Here is a 17,844-nt window from a genome sequence, read left to right as displayed (position 1 = left end):
AAATTATAATAGATATTTAATTTTTATTTGGGGACAATTTCAAGTTCCAATAAATAAAAAATAGGCTACCATAGAAAAAGCTGCTTAAGGGCGGCTTTTTCTATGGTCGGAAACATTTTGAAACTATAACGTTGCATGGTAAAAATATCATAATTGTTTATTATATAGAAATGGTGTAATATAGACGAGTACATATAAAGTGCAAAGAATTGGAGGGTAAAAGTGGGGCTAGATAGATATAAAAAGTTGCATTATGAGATTTATAAAAAGCCAAGTGCCTGGTCGTTTATACTTAAAAATATATTGCTGCTGCTTGTCGCGTGGATATTAGCTGATATTCTGACACCGGGTATATGGAGTAGTAATATTGGTTTATTCCATACAATATTTGAGCTTCTATGTGTTTTTATTTCTCTCTCAATTTTTATAATTCTTTGGTACACATATGATAACAGCTCATATGAGAATAGAATTATAGGATTTGCTTTTCTCAGTGTAGCGATCTTTAATTGTTTTCATATTTTATATTTTATTCCGCTTAACTTTACTCCAAATGGATATGATGATTTGTTCGTTAGATTTGGTGTGGCTAGCAGACTTACTGAGGCCATATTTCTGTTAAATGTTATATATGGATTTATTAGATTAAATGTGAATAAATGGGTTTTGTTAACAATAACTTTCATTGGTACCATATCAGTATCATTAACAATTCTGTGGTTTCCGGGATTGTTTCCAAAGCTTTTAACAGTTGAGGGAGCCACAGTTTACAGAGTTATCCTTGAAAGCATAATAATTATATTATTTATTCTTTGCCTTCAACCGCTAATGAAGAATGTAAACAGGACAGAGGTTCTAACATATAAGTATATTTTATCAGCGATAATTATTGCCATACCTGTAGAAGTGTTTTTTTCAATTTATGATAACATATCTTCATTTTATAACGCTTTAGGCCACAGTTTAAAAATAATATCATATTGTCTTCTCTTTAAAGGAATATTCATAAGTGCAGTTACTTATCCGTATAGAACTAAGGTAGAGGAGCTAAATATAAGCGAAGAGCGGTTTAGAAATGCCTTTGAATACGCAGCTGTTGGGATGGCTGTTATAGGGCTTGATGGCAAGTGGCTCAAAGTTAATGGAGCTATATGTGACATAACAGGATATATTAAGGAAGAACTCCAAAAAGGTATGTTAGAGAATATAATTCACCCTGAAGATGTGAAGTCCTATATTGATTATACAATGCAGCTTTTGCAAGGTAAAATAGGGTACTATCATATGGAAAAACGTTTTATTCATAAAAACGGTTATCCTGTCTGGGTTCTTCTAAGCGGTTCGTTAGTCAGGGACAATACTGGCTGTCCCATTTATTTTGTAATGCAGATACAGGATATAACCGAGTTGAAAAAGGCCTATGATACTATTGAATTTGACAGGCTTCGAACTGAGTTTTTTGCAAACATATCTCATGAATTTAGGACACCATTAAATATAATCTTGAATTCTATTCAATTATTTGATGTCTATTTGAAAAATTATCCCGATAATAGTAAGAGCAGAAGTCTTTTAAGCTCAATGAGACAAAACTGCAGCAGACTTATTCGCCTAATAAACAACATAATTGACACAACACGCATAGATGCAGGGTTCTATAGTTTAAACAAGGTAAACTGCAATATTGTAAATGTTGTTGAAGAAGTTATTTTTTCAGTTGCAGAGTTTATAAAAAGTAAAGGACTTCAATTGGAATTTGATACCAATACAGAAGAAAAGTTAATTGATTGCGATCCTGATAAGATTGAAAGAATTATGCTTAACTTGCTTTCAAATGCAGTAAAGTTTACAAAGAAAAACGGTAAAATAACGGTTAACATTCACGATAAGGAGGATGAGACAGTCATATCCGTAAAGGACAATGGGATAGGAATTGAAAAGGACAAGCAAAATTTGATTTTTCAAAGATTTCGTCAGGTGGATAAATCCCTTACAAGAAGCCATGAGGGGAGTGGTATAGGCCTATCTCTTGTTAAAGCTCTTGTGGAGCTGCATGGTGGAACGATAAAGGTTGAGAGCGAGTATGGAAAAGGAAGTGAATTTATAATAACTCTTCCAACGCCTGTAATATGCACTGAATCAGTCAGGAATGTTACTGATGATGTGGCAGTGACATCCGGCAGGCCTATGGAGAGCCGCGTTGAGACTATCAATGTTGAGTTTTCAGATATATATTTTTAAATAATATTGGTTGAACATACTAAATGAGGAGGGGCTATGAGAAGAAAAGATAAGGAAATAACTGATAAAGAGTTGATTGAAAAAATCCTGAAGGAAGCGGAAGTTATAAGAATAGCCATGGTTGATGAAGGAATGCCTTACCTTATAGCAATGAATTATGCATATGACGATGGAGTTATATATATGCATTCAGCAAAGGAAGGCAGAAAAATTGATATTCTAAAGAAGAATAACAAAGTAGCGTTTCAGGTAGATAAGGATGTAGAGCTGCGGCTTGACAAAGAAGCTTGCAGGTGCGGCACAAAGTATTTGAGTGTTTTTGGAACAGGAAATGCATTTTTTGTTACAGATAAGGAAGGGAGAAAAACTGCATTAGATTGCATAATGGCCAGATACACAGGTGGGTTAAGCTTTGAGTATTCTGAGGAGGTTCTGGAGAGGACCCTTGTTATAAAGGTGTGCGTTGACAGCATGACCGGTAAAAAATCGGGGTATTAATAAACAGGTTTTTTACAATAAAGGAATGAATTATACGATAATTTAAGAACTAGGAGGAAATTTTATGATTAAGCATATTGTAATGTGGCGTTTAAAAGAAACAGCTCATGGGAACTCAAAAGAGGAAAATGCAATTAAAATAAAAAACATGCTTGAATCCTTACGTGGCAAAATACCTGGGATGGTAAGTATAGAAGTAGGCATAGATTTTTCTTCTACTGACAGCAGCTCAGATGTAGTTTTATATTCTGAATTTTCCACCAAAGAGGATTTGGAAAACTATCAGGTACATCCGGAGCACAAAGCGGTGATGCCGTTTATTCTTGAAGCAAGGCTTGAGAGAAGAGTGGTTGATTATGAAATTTGACTTAACCAAAAAGCAGATGGAAAAGTAGATTATGGAGAGTGTAGTTATGGAGAAATTGAGTAAGCTTCCTAATATAGGCAAAGAAATGGAAAAACGGCTTGCCTCTATTGGAATATATGATGTGGAAACTTTTATGAGAACCGGAAGCAAGGAAGCTTTTACAAAGCTTCGCTTGCTTGAGGGGGACACCTGCTTTAGCTCTCTTTGTAGTCTTGAGGGTGCAATTCAAGGCATAAGATGGCATTATTTAAGCAGTGAAGCAAAACAGGAACTGAAAAGATTTTTTGACACCTTCAAAAATAAGTAAGTGTATATTAGAAGTGGTTAATACAAACAGTTTTAATATGATTACTCAAAGCTTTCGCAGTTGTATTCCACTTCTTTAATGTTGGTGAATTTAGCATAGCAATAATCACCTTCCGGGAAATTCCATACTGCTTCCCCATAACCGGGAAGCATAAGTCCGTTTATTTCTTTGTATTTCTTTATCGGTGTAGACCATTGGGTTTTTTTGCTGGGTGAACCATCAAGAGGAGTAAAGAATCTGTCTTGGCTGACAAAATTTATTAACTCACCTTTATCATTAAAGTAAAGCAATGCGGATATTTTACACCCCTCATTTTCAAAGGTAGCCTTTGCAGTCATTGAATCCACAGTTTCCCATTTTATCCTTTTGTCTATAAGAGCTGCTGGAGCAAAAAAGCACATGTCGTTAAAGAGTGTAGTGGTATCACCTATCCTCATTTCCTCACCTTTGGCATCTAGGACTGTAAAGAGACCCGCGGCTTTAATAAGCATCCCCGCTCCTTTCCGGGTATATGAATGAAGGCCAAACACAGGAATATGAAACATATTGACTTTCATGTAAAACAGTCTTGTCAGTTCATCATCAAAAAAGTTATACTGCATGCAGCTTATATCTGACCATTCTTCCTTATCGGGATTCATTTTCATTTGTCCTTCGGTAACAGCTCTAAAATTGTATACCTTTTCTTTACCTATAACACCAACATATTTAAGGTATTTTTGCACCGGTTCAGGCAGGTGCTTGATATCCGATTCCATAAGAATCTTATTTTCTATCTTTGAGGTGCGATCTAGAGCCCTTTCTGCTTCTCTTTTATAGGTTCTGGCAAGGCTTTGGGATTTATAGATAAGAAAAGGTATGCTTACAGCAATCAATATAATCAATGCCAATAATATATATTTTTTACTCATAAAAGTTATCTCCTTAATTAAAATCTAAAAAATATGGTTAAATTCGACTTGAATGTGAAGGCTCTTGGATATTTCTAAGAAGCATAACAAGGCAAATGCCTGTGATGACGGTGAATATGGGAAACATGACCATTAATAATAGGGGCATCTCCATTCCGTCTAAAACTTGAAAGACTGTAAGAATTGATATTAATAGATTCATAGATATGGACAGCGTAATGATAACTGAAGATAGGAGGTAGCCAAAAGACTTCCGCTTAAACACTAATATAGCTGATATAATTAATACAGGTACAATAAAGCCAAGATCTATAGCCTCATACCCTAACGAGCTATAATGGTCCAGGTCTATTGGAGGCTTACCGCTAACTAATGAATCTATAATACCGGGAAGCCATGTGGTCATTAGGCCGGCTGCTAATAACAGTTGATAGCCTCCAATAAACTTTATCGGCATTTTGGGCTTTATGTAAGAGCAAAATTTCTCTATATCAAATGACAGCATACATAGTATTAAGGCAAGGAAACTGGCTGACATCAGTATGGTATAAACGAGAAAAAGTTCATTGTACATCCTTAAAAAAGCGTAGGACATATAAGTGTATAAAAAATATCCCAGGGTGCCTGTGAGCAGAAGCCTTCCCCTTATGCTTCTTTTTAGGGCAAGAATTAGTGACATTATAAGAAGCGGAATAGCCAAGAACAATGTAATGGGATCATGGACCTTTAAGGATAATCTTTGATCAATAGATTCATATTGATACAATCCGCTGCCGCTTATTTTTATTGTTTCACCCCGGATACTCTTGAAGTTATATTCATTCATCTTTTCTCCGCTGTTGGTAATCATTCCCCAGATGCACGCGAGGATTGAAAGGGCGGTTATGACTATTACAAGAATGCTTATGTATTTACTGTATTTCATTTAAAACATCCTTTCTGACTTATAATGTTTGCATGAAAATATCAGCATATTATTTACCGTTCATAACCTGTACAAACCTATTGATATTTTCTTCTACAAGCATTGATACGTCTTTTTTCGGATCAATACCAGCAAGTTTGGGGTTACTTTTTGCGATTGTTTTTGTTACTATTTTTGTTAATGTTTTTTCAAAAAAGTTCATATCACTGAATATCATTTCTCCACCAAAGCTTTCCTTGACTGCGGCACTATTTAGAAGCTCTTCCGGAAATGCATTTTTAAGCTGTATTTCAGCAGAATCCATAAACATGCAGCATATGTATAGTCCAAGCTTTTTTTCTTTTAAGAAATTAATGTTTTCATTACAGAACTCACTTACCGCTTTCTGAATCCTTCCTGCATAAATTGAGCCTCCGATGATCACTTTATCGTATTTTGAAAGATCCGGCTTTGAAGCACTTTTTAAATCATGGAGTGAAACATCACCAGCAAGCCTTTCTTTCAGAATAGAAGCACACTTGCCTGTTGCACCGTGCTTAGTTGCATAAACAATTAATATACTCATTTTTCTACCTCCTGAATCAATATACCTGACTTTTCCATTTTTTCAATTTGATTATGAAGCTTGTTAAATCCTTTGTACATTGCTGCAAGTTCTTCCGTGTCAAAATCTTTAAATAGATCCTCTAAAAACTTATGGTCCTTATCCTCACGCTTTTCCCAGAAATCCTTGCATTTTTTAGTCAACTTAAGCCTGGTGGCCCGTGCATCCTGACCATCCTTTTCTATATTCAGAAAATCTTTTTCCTGAAGCTTGAGAGCCAGTTGCTTAACGTTTTGTCTGGAGCTTCCCATCAGCTGTGCAACCTCGCTAAGGGTTGGAGAGTTATCGCCGAACTGTGATGTTATAACTGTCAAAAACCATTGCTTTATAGTCATATCTTCCGATTGCAAATGCTGATCACCAATCACCTGAAGCTTGTTTGCCAGAAGAAACATACTGCCGAAAATAAACTTTTGCATATCAAGAGCATCCATACTAAAAGATATCCTTTCCGTTAAATACGTAATGTATTACCTTATATAAGTAATATATTACGTATCTGCGTTTTTGTCAATAGGCATTTGAATTATTTTAGCAATAGCACAAAATGGTATTTTATGATAGGATAATTAGAGATTATTTTTTCAACACATCTAAAAGTGCTTGATTTAATCAATAAACTTAAATATACTGTAAGAGGTGCTTCATGCAGCTTCTAATATAGCTTTTGAGGTAATATAAATTAAAAAAACATTACTTAAGTATGTGATTTTCAACATAAATAATGAGAGGATGAGTTAGATATGAAACCTGCTGTTAAACCACAAAACCCCAATTTCTCTTCAGGTCCTTGTTCAAAGTATCCTGGATTCAAGCTTGATGTATTGAAGGATGCCCTTTTAGGAAGGTCTCACAGGTGTGGAATTGCAAAAGAAAGATTAAATTATGCCGTTAAGAAGACAAGGGAAATACTTGGAGTACCTGAGAATTATATTATTGGTCTTGTTCCGGGCTCCGATACCGGTGCTATAGAAATGGCTATGTGGAACCTTTTAGGTCCAAGAGGCGTTGATGTAATTAATTTCGAGTCTTTTGGTAAAACATGGGCCAATGATGTTAAGAACCAGCTTAAAATTGAAAATATGCAGTCCATTTCTGCAGATTATGGGTATTTACCGGATCTGTCCAAAGTCAACTTTGATAATGATGTTGTTATGACATGGAATGGAACAACTAGCGGAGTTAAAATACCAAATGGTGACTGGATTCCGGATGACAGAAAAGGATTGACGATTGTCGATGCAACCTCAGCTGTTTTCGCAATGGAAATTCCATGGAGCAAGGTGGATGTTCTAACTTACTCCTGGCAAAAGGTCTTAGGAGGAGAAGGTGCTCACGGCATGCTGATCATGTCCCCTCGTGCCGTTGAACGTATTGAATCATATATGCCGCCATGGCCAATGCCTAAAATACTCCAATTGAGAAAGAAAGATAAGCTCATGATGGATGTGTTTGAAGGCTCTCCAATAAATACTCCATCCATGCTATGCGTTGAAGATTATATTAAAGCATTGGAATGGGCAGAATCAATAGGCGGACTTAAAGGTTTGATCCAAAAAAGCAATGAAAATCTTAATGAAATAGAAAAATTTGTTGAGACCCATGATTGGATAGATTTCCTTCCGGTCAGCAAGGAGATCCGCTCCAATACATCAGTTTGCTTGAAAATAAAGCTTGATCAGGATCAGTTAAATGCCCTTGTTAAGTTATTGGATAAAGAAGGTGCTGCATATGACTGCAAATCCTACAAGGATGCACCTGCAGGCCTAAGATTCTGGTGCGGTGCTACAGTGAATAAGGAAGATGTGGCTTGCATGCTCCAATGGCTTGAATGGGCATATGGTGAAGTAGCAAAAGCTTAATGAGATTTATAGATATAAAAGGGCCACCCAAAAAAGGTGGTCCTTTTGTTACTATTAACCGTTGTATGCCTTGATGTAAATGTCCTCCAACTCTTTTACAAGAGGCATTCTTGGGTTTGCAGTAGTACACTGATCTTCAAAAGCACGGTCCGCCAGCTCTGAAACCTTGGCCATAAATTTTTTCTTATCCACTTTGCATTCTGCAATTGTCATTGGAATATCAATTTTTCTCATTAAGTCACGTACTGCTTTAACCAGGCTCTTTACGCCTTCTTCTGTAGTTGATGCGGGTAATCCCAAAAACCTTGCTATTTCTGCATACTTTTTATCGGCTATAAATGTTTCGTACTTAGGAAATGAAACAAACTTTGTAGGCTTTTGAGCGTTATATTCTATAACATAAGGGAGTAGTACTGCATTTGCTCTACCGTGAGGAACATGGAATTCTCCTCCTAGCTTGTGTGCAAGGCTGTGATTGATTCCAAGGAAGGCATTTGTAAATGCCATTCCGGCTATGCATGATGCATTATGCATTTTCTCACGGGCCAGGCTGTTGCTGCCGTCTTTGTAAGCTAAAGGCAAATACTCAAAGACTAATTGAATCGCCTTCATTGCAAGACCATCGGTGAAATCAGATGCCATTATTGAAACATAGGATTCAATAGCGTGTGTTAGGACATCCATGCCGGTATCTGCTGTGATTGAAGCAGGAACGGTCATTACAAACTCAGGGTCTATTATAGCAACATCAGGTGTTAACTCATAATCCGCTAAAGGATATTTTATATTATTGTCTTTGTCTGTAATAACAGCGAAGGATGTAACTTCAGAACCAGTACCCGATGTTGTAGGTATAGCAACCATTTTGGTTTTGCTGCCCAAATTCGGATAAGTGAATACCCTCTTTCTGATATCCATAAACTTAAGCTTCAGTACATTAAAGTCCAGCTCCGGATGTTCATAATAAAGCCACATTCCCTTTGCGGCGTCTATTGCCGAGCCGCCTCCTAAAGCTATTATTACATCAGGCTTGAAATTGTCCATTGCCTCCTTGCCTTTCAAAACGGTCTCAATTGAAGGGTCAGGCTCAACGTTTGAAAAGATCTCGCTGTGAACATAATTCTGTCGTTTTCTCAAGTAATAAAGAACCTTATCAACATAACCCAGCTTAACCATATATGGATCGGTAACAATAAAGGCTCTGGTAATGTCAGGCATATCTTTTAAGTACTGTGTAGAGCCATATTCAAAATAAATTTTGCCGGGGATTTTAAACCATTGCATATTAATCCTTCTCCTTGCTACGCGTTTTTTGTTGATGAGGTTTACAGCGGATACGTTTGCAGTTGTGGAATTCTTCCCATATGAACCGCAGCCTAATGTAAGGGACGGTATATTTGTATTGTAAATATCACCTATTGCACCATGGGTAGATGGTGAATTTATTATAAGTCTTCCAGCTTTTATCCTCTTTGAGAAAAGGTCAATTATTTTCTGATCTTCGGAGTGAATTACCGCAGAGTGACCAAGGCCACCGAATTCAACCATTTCTTCAGCTTTCTTTATACCATCCTCAAAGTTATCTGCCACATAGTAGGCAAGTATGGGGCTGAGCTTCTCTCTTGACAGGGGATACTCAGGGCCGACCCCTTCCAGTCTTGCAATAAGTATTTTCGTTTCTTCAGGTACAGATAAGCCCGCCATTTTTGCAATGTTAAATGCAGACTGGCCTACAACCGCCGGATTCATGGCACATTTTTTCTCGTCTATAGCCAGCTTTGAAAGCTTTATAATTTCATCTTCATTTAGAAAATAACACTTGTTATCCTGCATGAACTTTTCAAATTCTGTAGAAACCTCCCTGTCAACAATAACAGCCTGCTCGGAAGCACAAATCATACCATTATCAAAGGTTTTGGATAGAATGAGATCTGTTGCGGCTCTTTTAACGTTTGCACTCTTTTCAATGTAGCAGGGCACGTTACCAGGACCGACTCCAAGGGCAGGTTTTCCGGTGCTGTATGCAGCCTGGACCATTCCTGCTCCACCAGTTGCAAGTATGAGAGAAATTCCTGGATGGTTCATAAGAAGGTTGGTTGCTTCTATGGAGGGTTCTTCAATCCATTGAATGCAATTTTCCGGAGCTCCCGCATCAACGGCAGCATCTCTAACAATCCTTGCAGCTTCTCTGCTGCATTTTTGTGCTGATGGGTGGAATGCAAATATTATGGGGTTTCTTGTTTTTAATGCTATGATAGCTTTGAACATAGTGGTTGATGTTGGGTTGGTAACCGGTGTTACGCCGGCAACAATACCCACAGGCTCAGCAACTTCTACGTAATCCTCATACTCATTTTCATTAACTATTCCAACAGTTTTTTCATTTTTTATGCTGTTATAGATGTACTCTGTAGAAAAGAGGTTTTTAATAATTTTATCTTCATATACTCCTCTTTTAGTTTCTTCAATGGCCATTTTGGCCAGGATCATATGCTTTTCGATTCCTGCTACTGCCATTTCCTTTACAATGGTGTCTATCTGTTCCTGGTTCATGTCCATCATTGCGTTCAATGATTCCTCAGCATTCGAAACAAGTATATCAATGGTTTGCTTTATATTTTGGTTTTCATTGTTTTTTACCTTTTCCATATGGTTTTCCTCCTTTTATGTTTGAACATGTTTTTTTAAATCTGCAATTTATATTAAAAAGTGCTGCTATTTCTACACTTCTTATTTTCGGGGTTTGAAATCTAGGATTTACTCAATTGTGTTAAATATTTAACACAATTGAGTAAGGTTAACCCTTCATTGTTGCTGCAATGTAATCATTCTATTATATTGAAAGATACATTATTTGCGGTATCAAACGAAAAAGTGACAACTGTTATTTGATATTGGATAATTATTTTAAACTAGTGTTAATTATTTAACAATTACAGGTGCAATAAAATGTAGTATTATTTAGTTTAAATTGTTAACTGAAAATATTATCTCTTGTTGAGTTAACCTTATATTTAAATTATAATTGATGTAACCACATAAATAAAATGCATATTAAACATAGGGGGTATAAATACAGATTATATGATGATAAATACTGAGTTATATAAAACTTTTTATATAGTTGCTAAAGAAGGGAGTATCACAAAGGCATCGGAGATTTTGTTCATTACTCAGCCTGCTGTTAGTCGTGCAATTCAGCAGCTTGAGGAGAAAAGCGGGTGTTCACTTTTCTTTAGAACACCTAAGGGTGTTAAGCTTACTAAAGAGGGACAGGTTCTGTATAAATATATAGAACAGGCATTTAACTTTATATACCTAGGTGAGAAAAAATTAGAAGAAATAAAGACCTTAGAACAAGGAGAATTCACAATAGGAGTTGGCGATACGGTATGCAAGCATTATCTTATTCCCCATCTAAAGGAGTTTAACCGTACCTACCCGGGGGTCAGGATTCATATAGTAAATCATACCACGCCGGTAATAATAGACATGCTTAAAAAGGGCAAGATAGATTTAGGAATAGCGAACCTTCCTATAGATGAGGCTGAGTATAAGGAATTGATTGTTCATAATATAATGGAGATACAGGATTGCTTTGTGGTTGGAGAAAAGTTCAAAAAGCTTTCCCAAGGACCGGTATCTATCTCTGATTTGGTGAAGTTTCCCATGCTTCTTTTGGAAAAAGAGAGCAATTCAAGGATATATATAGAAAAATACCTTGCTAAAAACAATATTGTAATTCGGCCTGAAATAGAGCTGGGGAATTTTGAGCTGCTGGTCCGATTTGCAATGATAGATTTTGGTGTGGCTTGTGTAATCAAAAATTTTGTTACTTATGAGCTGGATAGGAACTTTTTATATGAAATTACATTAAAGGAGCAAATTCCACCAAGAAATTTAGGAGTGGTGTATCTAAATTCCATACCTTTATCAGCTGCTGCAGGGAAATTCCTATCGTTCTTGAGCCCTTAATGCTATTAGTACATTTATATGTTTGTAAAACAGTACCGCTATACTAAAGCAGCATAAGTGTCAATAACATAGCGGCAAGGATATTTTAGGCGGTAATATCTTCTGCCTTTAATGAGTTAAGGTATCTAATAACCCCGTTTAAACAGGGCAGCTTTAGTGAAGAGGCACTATCACCCGGATTTTTTATGTCGGAATAAATGCTTTTGCCGGGCACAAGCTCTTTTAGAAGCCTCCTTAAAGATATTGATTAGGCAGGACTGACCGGATAGTTTAACTATAAAGAAGTTTCCTAGCTTTTGGTTTTTATAGAGCTCTAAAAGGTGTTTTCTGGTTATTTCATATATGTCACTGCTTATGAGGATCTCTATATCATTTACATTAAGCACAATGTCAGGGATAGCTGTTGTGCTTGTAAAGCTTCCGTTTTGAATAATTGAAAGGCTCCGATTTTGGAGGTCAATTTTACTGCGGATAACAGTCGAATTATTGAAGAATTTTATTTTTATGTTCTCTGCTGATTTCCCAAAGAAAGTAAAAGTTGCTCTGAACCTCCTGATAGTCTACAAAAAGCTTGTTTTCATAATCCTTATATCTTGTTGGAATAATTCTTTCTGCGTCTTCATAGCATTTATCCAGCTTATGATAAAAGTTAGAAATGCCATTTTTACATGAAGATATGTCTGTAGTTCCACCGCCGCAATCCAGTACTAGTGCAGTATGCTCCTGACCCATTGTGATAGTGCCCTTTTCAATACTTTCGGCAATGGTACTGTAAAGTACAGCTGTAGATTCATCTATAGATCTCTTTGTTACAATATTGTATTCGGGTAAGTTTATAGGAGTGAAAATATGCAGATTTTTAAATTTGCATTTAAATTGACTTTCAGCGGTATCAATAATATGCTTTAGAAAGGCTTTTCTGATTTCGATTAATTGTAGTTGTGTTTCCATAAACATCATACAATTGTTCTTCCTTCGTATAGCCATTGATCCACCTTTTTATTCCATGAAAGCAGCTGGCACTCATAGTATAATCCTTTTCAATCAGGTTTCTGGCATCATGTCCGAATGCATACTTAATATCATCAGGATCAGAACAATCACATATATAAACTATTGAAGGAAGCATAATTGATTCTGAATACGCTGTATTCACAGAATTTGTAAGTTTTACATAATTAATTTCATCAAGTTTAATTTTTGGGTTTAAAATATCGTTTGTATCAGGTGTATTTACATAATTGCTTTTTAAAAAGCCTCCTGCTGCACTATTTGAAGTTCCGAAATCGATAACTAGAACGGTATCTGTCATTTCAAACTTTGTTTTATCATTAATTTCATTAGTTGTGATGTTTTTTGACCTTCTGAAAAATAAGTGTGTTTTAATTTTCCTATATATTTATCCTGTGCTAAGCCAGCTGGAAAAAGAAGGACTTATAAGTTTGAATGACAGAAATGATGGGGTTAAGAGAAAGATATATGAAATTACCGATAAAGGCAGAAAGGAATTCTGCGAGTGGCTTATGCAGCCTTTTGAGCCTCAACCGCCCCGCTCTGAGCTGCTTTTAAAGCTGTCCTTTGGAAATTATATACCTAAGGAAAATGTAATTGAAATGATGAAAGATGTTAAAAAGCGTCATGAAGATAAACTAAAAGAATATAAGCAATTGGAGGAATCTTTTTTAAATGATGTAAATACCAAAAAACATCCTCAGTACGCTTACTGGTTAGCCCCGCTGCGTTATGGAATTTTAGCATCGGAAGCGGCACTTAAATGGTGTGAAGAGACTATAGAAAATATAATATAAACTACAATAAACAAATAGGGAGGTCAATATGGCAAAGGTGCTGTTTATAAATGGAAATGTTCATGGCCACATAAATCCCACGCTGCCGGTGGTTAAAGAATTGGTAAAAGCGGGGGAGGAGGTTTGGTATTTTTCTACAAAGGAATTTAAGGAGAAGATTGAGGCTGCCGGTGCTCGATTTGTAGACTATGGAAGCCGGATGTATGAGCTTTTCCAAGCCTTTAAACCCAGTGGCAATCATCCTTTCTATACACTTATAGAATTTATGTTGGAAATGGATAGGTTGGCAATTTCTCTGATCACAGAAAATGCTGCGGGTGAAGATTATAACTACATAATACATGATTCTATGTTTGGAGGAGGAAGTGTGTTGGCAAAATTGCTGAATATTCCTGCAATATGTTCCTGTACTTCCTTTGCCATGAACAGGCTTCCCATGCCGCCTCATATGTTCGAGCCAGGCTACAATCCTCAGTTGGATAATTTGTATGGAAAGGTAAAAGAGGCATCTAAGGAATGTGGTACTCAAAAGCTTGACATCATGGATATTTTCTTCAAAAAGGAAAGATTGAACATTGTTTATACATCAAAAATGTTTCAGCCTGAATCGGAGAGCTTTGATGACAGCTTCAGGTTTGTTGGACCGTCCATAGCTGAAAGGGAAGAGTGCTTGGACTTCAAAATAGATAAAGAGGGAAATAAACCAGTCATTTATATATCCCTGGGAACAATAAATAACCGATGTGTAGATTTTTATAAAAAGTCAATAGAGGCCTTTAAGGATGAAAACTGGAGGGTAATTATGTCAGTAGGTAATAAAACTGATTTAGGGTTGCTAGGTGACATACCGGATAACTTCATAGTACGGAATTATGTACCTCAGCTTGAGGTGTTGAAAATATGTGATGTTTCTATTAGTCATGGAGGCCTTAACAGTGTAGGTGAGGCATTATATTATGGTGTACCTGTTATATCCATCCCTCAGGTAAATGATCAATATATGGTCAGCAGACAACTGGTAAAACTCGGGGCTGGGCTGGAGCTCAAGATGGAGGACATCACAGTGAATATTTTAAAAGATTCGGTTAAGAGTGTTATGTCCGATAAAGGCTATAAAGCATGCAGTACTGAGATAGGCAGGTCATTTATTGAGGCTGGAGGCTATAAGGCAGCAGCAAGCTTTATATTGGATTTTATAAAAGAGATGTAGTTTACTGTCAATAATCTGCCCTCCTGGAGTTGTCCCTTCTCTTTATAAGCAAATTAACAGGGAGAATAACAAATGAATATTAAACTAACAGTGTTCTTTGAAGGACCTTTTTGGGCTGGGGTTTTTGAAAGAGTCGAGGATGGATTTCTTGAAACCTCAAGGGTTGTTTTTGATACAGAGCCAAAAGACTATGAGGTTTATTCCTATTTGCTCAAAAGCTATTCTAAACTGGTTTTTAGTAGACCTGTGCCAATTGATTGCAGGGAGGAGAAGATGATTAAGCTTGAAATGAAACAGGAAAAAAGAAAGAGAAAAAAAGGGGACATTGACTACTTATTATCAATCTCTAGGAACATATTAGGCAAGGTTGAAAGATATGAAGAGTGGAATCACTGCCTAAGACATAGTTTTATTCGCGAAAATCTCAATAAAAAGCCTGAAGATGTTTGGCTGGTTTTGTTATTTTTATCACATTTCATATAATTGCTCTAAACTAAGTATTAAAGAAACTTACTTTATATACGATAAATTATTGTAAATCTATCTAGGAATTAAATTTGAATCAAATAATTTCCTGGATATTGTTTGCCATGTGCTAGGGAGAAACTAATGGACTGACCAAATGGATAATATCAGTACTATTAATTCTAAGAAAGGAGTAGTAAAGATGGCACAGATATTGGAAGAAGCTTTGGAAATTGGAGAAGATGCACAGAAGGGAAAGTACCTGACATTTGCACTTGGTGGGGATGAGTACGGGATAGAAATCAGGCATGTAACTGAAATAATAGGATTGCAGGTGATTACAGAGGTGCCTGAATTCACCGGCTATTTAAAAGGAATTATTAACCTGCGGGGAAAGATCATTCCGGTGATTGACGTAAGGCTTAGGTTTAGAAAGGAGGAAAAGGATTATAATGACAGGACTTGTACAATAGTAATTCAGGTAAAGGGCATTTCTGTGGGATTAATTGTAGATAATGTAGCAGAGGTATTATCAATCTCTCAAGAAAACATTGTTCCGCCACCAAATTTATCTAGCGATTACCAAAATAAGTTTATAAAAGGTATAGGCAAGATTGATAGCAGTGTGAAACTGATTTTGGACTGTGACAGTCTGCTAAGTGACTTCGCTATGAAGACAGTAACGTTAATGGATGACTTTAGCTGTTAATGAAAACACAAAAGATACTATAAGGAGGCATAATAGACATGCAATGGTTTTATAACATGAAAATATCAGTAAAGCTCATAATTGGATTTATTCTTGTTGCAATGATTGCAGGTGTTGTTGGAATCACAGGAATTATGAACATTAAGTCAATTGATAATGATAATACTCAGATGTATAAGGAAAACACTGTACCCCTTGGATTTATGGAAAAAGCTGCTGTTGCATTCCAAAGAGCGAGAGTTAACGTAATGCTTATAATAGCTAATAATAGTGGATTTGATACATATATAGAAAAGATAAAAAATTACGATAAGGAAGTTTCTGATAATTTAGCACAGTATGAAAAGCTTATTACAAATGATACTGAACAAAAGGAGTTCGATAGCGTTAAATCAAATATAGAAAAGTATAATAGTCTTCGTGCGGAATGCATCAATTTGGCATTAGCCAATAAAGATAATGAGGCCTTGGAGATGACCAAGGGAGAATTTGGAGATTTGGTTGGCAAAATTGATGATTCAATAACCAGGCTCTATGATTTAAACCTTAATCAGGCTGAAGAGAGATCAAAAGAAAATACAGCAACTGCAAACCAATCGGTCTTAATGATGATCGTATTCATAGGAGTAGGAATGGTGCTGGCCGTAGTGCTGGGCTTGTTTATCTCCCGTGTTATAAGCAATCCTGTTAAAAGGATGGTTGAAGCTGCGGACAAGCTTGCAGTAGGTGATGTAAACGTGAATGTTGAGGCAACCTCAAAGGATGAAATCGGCAGCCTTATGCAATCCTTTGGAAGAATGGTGGAAAATATCCGAGATCAAGCACTTGCAGCAGAAAAGATTGCAGCAGGAGATTTAACAGTGAGGGTAAAGGTTAAATCGGATAATGATTTGCTTGGTAAAAAACTAAGTGAGATGATAGAAACTAATAATGAAATACTTACAAATATAAGTTCAGCTTCAGATCAGGTTGCTGCAGGAGCCAGACAGGTATCTGCTTCCAGCCAGATGCTGTCCCAGGGATCTACGGAACAGGCCAGCTCCATTGAAGAAATAACCTCTTCAATGACTCAGGTTGCTGCACAGACAAAACAGAATGCTGCAAACGCCAATCAGGCGAATCAGCTTGCACTAGCTGCAAAAGAAAATGCGGTGCAAGGAAACAGCCAGATGCAAAGCATGGTTAAGGCGATGGCGGAAATTAACGATTCATCCTCGAATATTTCTAAAATAATTAAAGTTATAGATGAAATAGCTTTTCAGACCAATATCCTCGCATTAAATGCCGCTGTTGAAGCTGCAAGGGCAGGACAACATGGGAAAGGTTTTGCTGTAGTTGCTGAGGAGGTTAGAAACCTTGCAGCAAGAAGTGCAAATGCTGCAAAAGAGACCACTGAAATGATAGAAAACTCAATCAGGAAAGTTGAAGCAGGGACAGAAATCGCAAATAATACAGCGGAGGCATTGGATAAGATTGTTGATGGAGTGACCAAGGCGACTCAACTTGTTGGCGATATTGCATCTGCATCAAATGAGCAGGCATCAGGAATTGCACAGATTAACCAAGCAATATCACAGGTAGCCCAAGTTGTTCAGACTAACTCGGCAACAGCTGAAGAAAGTGCATCTGCAAGCGAAGAATTATCAAGCCAGGCAGAGCTTCTAAAGAATGCAGTCAGCAGATTTCGCCTTAGCAAGGTGAAGCTAAATTCAGGCTTTGATGGCGGATTAAGTTCGGACATGGTTCGGATGATCGAAAATATTGTGGAAAAAAAGAAGCTGCACAGCCACAATGATAAATTAGCTGGCGTTGCTGCAGGAGATGCTTCCATGAAGGAAATATCTCCAAAAGCAACTATCTCTTTAGAGGACAATAATTTTGGAAAGTATTAATCTACAGAAACTAATAGAAAAGGGGACTAAAACTTGCCCCTTTTCTATATTAAGAAGTTGATAATCGTAC

General features: G+C 36.7%; 18 protein-coding genes. 11 read left to right on the top strand and 7 right to left on the bottom strand.

Features of this window, described 5'->3' with window-relative positions:
• Window positions 1-222 precede the first annotated feature (222 nt).
• The 4 genes from VIO64_RS19045 (at window position 223) to VIO64_RS19030 (ending at window position 3,413) form a co-directional block, all read left to right on the top strand.
• On the top strand, window positions 223-2,241 hold the full coding sequence (locus tag VIO64_RS19045; RefSeq protein WP_331921209.1) for an MASE3 domain-containing protein: 2,019 nt from the start codon (window positions 223-225) through the stop codon (window positions 2,239-2,241).
• A gap of 36 nt (window positions 2,242-2,277) precedes the next feature.
• On the top strand, window positions 2,278-2,739 hold the full coding sequence (locus VIO64_RS19040; RefSeq protein ID WP_331921207.1) for a pyridoxamine 5'-phosphate oxidase family protein: 462 nt from the start codon (window positions 2,278-2,280) through the stop codon (window positions 2,737-2,739).
• 64 nt (window positions 2,740-2,803) lie between these two features.
• Window positions 2,804-3,106, top strand: coding sequence for a Dabb family protein (locus VIO64_RS19035; protein ID WP_331921205.1), 303 nt, complete (start codon window positions 2,804-2,806; stop codon window positions 3,104-3,106).
• Between the two features lie 46 nt (window positions 3,107-3,152).
• Window positions 3,153-3,413, top strand: coding sequence for a TfoX/Sxy family protein (locus VIO64_RS19030; RefSeq protein ID WP_331921203.1), 261 nt, complete (start codon window positions 3,153-3,155; stop codon window positions 3,411-3,413).
• Window positions 3,414-3,454: 41 nt separating this feature from the next.
• Here VIO64_RS19030 and VIO64_RS19025 read toward each other — a convergent pair whose 3' ends face one another.
• Genes VIO64_RS19025 through VIO64_RS19010 form a run of 4 tightly spaced genes read right to left on the bottom strand, consistent with a single transcriptional unit; the run spans window position 3,455 to window position 6,272 of the window.
• Complete coding sequence (locus VIO64_RS19025; RefSeq protein ID WP_331921201.1) at window positions 3,455-4,324, bottom strand: DUF6544 family protein; 870 nt, start codon at window positions 4,322-4,324, stop codon at window positions 3,455-3,457.
• Window positions 4,325-4,361: 37 nt separating this feature from the next.
• Window positions 4,362-5,249 carry a hypothetical protein gene (locus tag VIO64_RS19020; RefSeq protein WP_331921199.1) on the bottom strand — a complete coding sequence of 296 codons (888 nt, stop codon included), beginning with the start codon at window positions 5,247-5,249 and terminating at the stop codon, window positions 4,362-4,364.
• A gap of 49 nt (window positions 5,250-5,298) precedes the next feature.
• Window positions 5,299-5,814 carry a flavodoxin domain-containing protein gene (locus VIO64_RS19015; protein WP_331921197.1) on the bottom strand — a complete coding sequence of 172 codons (516 nt, stop codon included), beginning with the start codon at window positions 5,812-5,814 and terminating at the stop codon, window positions 5,299-5,301.
• Entirely contained in the window at window positions 5,811-6,272 is a 462-nt protein-coding gene (locus VIO64_RS19010; RefSeq protein WP_331921195.1) for a MarR family transcriptional regulator, read from the bottom strand. The genes VIO64_RS19015 and VIO64_RS19010 overlap by 4 nt, the downstream gene beginning before the upstream one ends.
• Before the next feature lie 324 nt (window positions 6,273-6,596).
• Here VIO64_RS19010 and VIO64_RS19005 point away from each other — a divergent pair, with 324 nt between their 5' ends.
• Entirely contained in the window at window positions 6,597-7,715 is a 1,119-nt protein-coding gene (locus tag VIO64_RS19005) for a phosphoserine transaminase (RefSeq protein WP_331921193.1), read from the top strand.
• A gap of 54 nt (window positions 7,716-7,769) precedes the next feature.
• Here VIO64_RS19005 and adhE read toward each other — a convergent pair whose 3' ends face one another.
• Window positions 7,770-10,364, bottom strand: coding sequence for a bifunctional acetaldehyde-CoA/alcohol dehydrogenase (gene adhE / locus VIO64_RS19000; protein WP_331921191.1), 2,595 nt, complete (start codon window positions 10,362-10,364; stop codon window positions 7,770-7,772).
• 435 nt (window positions 10,365-10,799) lie between these two features.
• Between adhE and VIO64_RS18995 the strand changes: the two genes are divergently transcribed.
• The gene (locus VIO64_RS18995; RefSeq protein ID WP_331921189.1) at window positions 10,800-11,690 is read left to right on the top strand and encodes a LysR family transcriptional regulator; all 891 of its coding nucleotides are present in this window, start codon (window positions 10,800-10,802) and stop codon (window positions 11,688-11,690) included.
• A gap of 483 nt (window positions 11,691-12,173) precedes the next feature.
• On the opposite strand, the gene VIO64_RS18990 is transcribed toward VIO64_RS18995, so the two are convergent.
• Window positions 12,174-12,650, bottom strand: coding sequence for a hypothetical protein (locus VIO64_RS18990; protein ID WP_331921187.1), 477 nt, complete (start codon window positions 12,648-12,650; stop codon window positions 12,174-12,176).
• Window positions 12,583-13,002 carry a hypothetical protein gene (locus VIO64_RS18985; protein ID WP_331921185.1) on the bottom strand — a complete coding sequence of 140 codons (420 nt, stop codon included), beginning with the start codon at window positions 13,000-13,002 and terminating at the stop codon, window positions 12,583-12,585. The genes VIO64_RS18990 and VIO64_RS18985 overlap by 68 nt, the downstream gene beginning before the upstream one ends.
• A gap of 37 nt (window positions 13,003-13,039) precedes the next feature.
• Here VIO64_RS18985 and VIO64_RS18980 point away from each other — a divergent pair, with 37 nt between their 5' ends.
• The 5 genes from VIO64_RS18980 (at window position 13,040) to VIO64_RS18960 (ending at window position 17,774) form a co-directional block, all read left to right on the top strand.
• Entirely contained in the window at window positions 13,040-13,498 is a 459-nt protein-coding gene (locus tag VIO64_RS18980) for a PadR family transcriptional regulator (protein ID WP_331921211.1), read from the top strand.
• Between the two features lie 28 nt (window positions 13,499-13,526).
• Window positions 13,527-14,708 carry a macrolide family glycosyltransferase gene (locus tag VIO64_RS18975; RefSeq protein ID WP_331921183.1) on the top strand — a complete coding sequence of 394 codons (1,182 nt, stop codon included), beginning with the start codon at window positions 13,527-13,529 and terminating at the stop codon, window positions 14,706-14,708.
• A 72-nt stretch (window positions 14,709-14,780) separates the two neighbouring features.
• Window positions 14,781-15,191, top strand: a complete 411-nt coding sequence (locus VIO64_RS18970; RefSeq protein WP_331921181.1) for a YjdF family protein — start codon at window positions 14,781-14,783, stop codon at window positions 15,189-15,191.
• A gap of 184 nt (window positions 15,192-15,375) precedes the next feature.
• On the top strand, window positions 15,376-15,882 hold the full coding sequence (locus tag VIO64_RS18965; protein ID WP_331921179.1) for a chemotaxis protein CheW: 507 nt from the start codon (window positions 15,376-15,378) through the stop codon (window positions 15,880-15,882).
• Window positions 15,883-15,920: 38 nt separating this feature from the next.
• The gene (locus tag VIO64_RS18960; RefSeq protein ID WP_331921177.1) at window positions 15,921-17,774 is read left to right on the top strand and encodes a methyl-accepting chemotaxis protein; all 1,854 of its coding nucleotides are present in this window, start codon (window positions 15,921-15,923) and stop codon (window positions 17,772-17,774) included.
• The last annotated feature ends 70 nt before the right edge of the window (window positions 17,775-17,844 follow it).

Origin of the sequence: Pseudobacteroides sp., assembly GCF_036567765.1 — a bacterium.
In the GTDB taxonomy this organism is placed as follows: Bacteria; Bacillota; Clostridia; order Acetivibrionales; family DSM-2933; genus Pseudobacteroides.
Note: the sequence above shows the minus strand (reverse complement) of the source record. Positions and strands in the feature narration are given on the sequence as shown.